Raw genomic sequence first — 2,390 nt, forward strand, 5'->3', positions numbered from 1 at the left:
TCACCGAGATTGCCTGAGCACAACCAGTTAGGCCTGATGCCGACAAAGGTGCTGTTCCATGGGCGAGGTCCTCGGTGTCATGACCGACCGACAGCATCTGATTTTTCATCAGGGAGAAGAGCTGCGCCGGCTTGACGAGCGTATGGGCATTGCCGAAACCTGGTTCCACCGGCGCGCTCTCCTGCCCGGCGATGAAAACGCGGCAAAGGACGTTTTTCGGATCACGGTTCGGATCCGCGTTGTCCTATTCGATCGAGACTGTAAAGGCGCGACCATTGAACCCCTGGGCAAGGATAGGGGCATCTCGGAGAGAATTTGTTTGTCTCCATTGGCCGATCACAAATCGTGCAGTGGTCGGCGTTATGCTTGCATCGACGAACATGTCGAAACGGTACCAAATGTCGGTGCCCAATGGCGCCAGAACCTTTTCGGCTTCCCAGAGCTCGGAGCGTTCACTGCCATCGCGATCGTAGGTGCCGTCTTCACGGGCGCAGCCCTTGGGATGCCAGGCAAAGGCCAGCACGTTATTTTGCGGATACCGCGTCACGCCAATGCCTGAGATCAGCGTAGTCTTGCTGGGTGCGGAATATGGTCATCGGGGAAGACCGTTTCGGGGTCGCCGGGGTAGACCAGCGTCGGAATGTTCCAGTTCCCGAGTGTAAAATCCGCCGCCGTGGCCCTTATGGGCGCGGCCATTGCGAGAAGTGCTATACCTGTCAAACGTCCCAGCATTTCCCCCCCCAAGTGCACGGTCATTCCCGCGGCACATCATCATCCATGTCTTTCATCGCACACTTGCCGCTTCGTCTTTCGTGCCCAGCAAGGTCCGTTCCTCATTGAGTTGGTCTTCGCGTAAGGAAGGTATTTCAGCGTCGACTGCATTCTCGATCCGGGCGAGAAACCGAATCGCACTCCTGCTCGGCATGAAGAGGTAAGCTCCCCCGCGCATACGGACGAAGTCCTTTATCCCCGTCAGGTTCAGCGGGCCGCGCGCCGATGGGATCGTCAGCCGCCCCATGCCGCCCCCACGACCGGTGATCGGGTCGACTTCGTTTTCCAATCCGTGGAACTGCCAGGCTGTGGCCCAGGTGCTGGACAAACTCGAACTGACGTTCGATGTCGGCATTGAGGCACATGAAAAGGAGACCGGGCTTTTGCTCCTCCGGATCGCTACCGCCAACCGCGTCAAAGCCTCGTCCAACGCGCAGGATGCGATGGCGATTGACGATTGAAAGCTCATCCTTTGAGCCCGGCGCCAGACTGTCACGAGGATTGGACCGGCGAATGTGAGCGCCGAAGGGACAGCGCTCGCCGAGTGGATCCTCGGCCCCAGGCAGGAAATCGTTGTCGGGCCGAAACGCTGCGCCTTCATGCTTTCTCGTTGCTGGACCATGCGGGTACCGCACCAGCGAGGAACCATCCTTCCAGCGACCGACCATCTTGGCGCCGATCCATTCCGGCAAAAGCTCCGGATCGAGTTGATCCGGAACCGCGGGATGACCGGAATAGCGTTTAGCCGCGTCGTCGACGTAATCGTTAAAGTCATCGACATATTGCGCAAGCTGGCGGATGACCAGGAAAGTCCCGTTTCGCCCGAGGTCACGGGCGGCAGCCGCGCCGCTCGTCGCGAAATCGGGCTGAAAAGCGCCGCGGGAATGCTTCGGATCGGCGAGCGGCAGAAGATTGTCAGGGTCCATCGCGGCCGGCACCTGCGGCGATGGCGGGAAGAAGCCGCGCGTGTCGGGATAGCCGAGCAGGAATTCCCCTGGCTCGACCGCATGGATGGCATCCGACTGGCGCATCCAGCGCCGCGTGCCCTTTATGATCGGTTGCGAAATGCCATCGGCAAAGCCAAAGGGCTCCCTGACCATTTGCGCTGCCGTTTCACCCGGCCTTGGCTTCGGCAATGGCGTCGGTGTCACCTGATGCAGCACCTTTCCTCCGGCGGCATCGATGCCCGAGCTCAACTCGCTGGCATATGAGACAAGAGTGGTTTGTGAATCTGCGTAAAGCAGCAGCGTCGCGTCGATTGCTTTTTCCGGCCCGCCCCACAGCCATGTGCCGGCTTTGTCATCGCCGGTATCGGCAAGCAGGTTGGCCCGGCCGGGCGAACCCATCCCCAAGCGGAATGCGGTCGGGAAGGAGTCCCCGACATCGGAAGGCAGGCCCAAGCGTTTCAAGCCATCCGCCGTCAGCGCGAAAATCAACACCTTGTCGGCCGGGGGTTGATCTCCGAAGGTGATCTGGTCCTCGATCGATTCTAGCCAGGCGCATGCCTGTTTGGGGTCGTCGGAAAATTTGATCGCAAGACATCTCGCATAAGGGTGTTTGCTCAAGCCGCCGTATAGCAGCGTCTGGACCTCGAAGGTTTCAATCAACGTCGCCGGCCT

At 59.9% G+C, this 2,390-nt stretch carries 2 protein-coding genes and 1 pseudogene; all 3 read right to left on the minus strand.

Features of this window, described 5'->3' with window-relative positions:
- Positions 1–244: 244 nt before the first annotated feature.
- Positions 245–547, minus strand: coding sequence for a polysaccharide lyase family protein (locus AS026_RS43590; protein ID WP_245307325.1), 303 nt, complete (start codon positions 545–547; stop codon positions 245–247).
- A 14-nt stretch (positions 548–561) separates the two neighbouring features.
- Complete coding sequence (locus tag AS026_RS23195; protein WP_245307592.1) at positions 562–732, minus strand: hypothetical protein; 171 nt, start codon at positions 730–732, stop codon at positions 562–564.
- 134 nt (positions 733–866) lie between these two features.
- A pseudogene (locus AS026_RS23200) lies at positions 867–2,390 on the minus strand (hypothetical protein); the annotation flags it as partial.

This window comes from Rhizobium altiplani, assembly GCF_001542405.1.
Classification (GTDB): domain Bacteria; phylum Pseudomonadota; class Alphaproteobacteria; order Rhizobiales; family Rhizobiaceae; genus Rhizobium; species Rhizobium altiplani.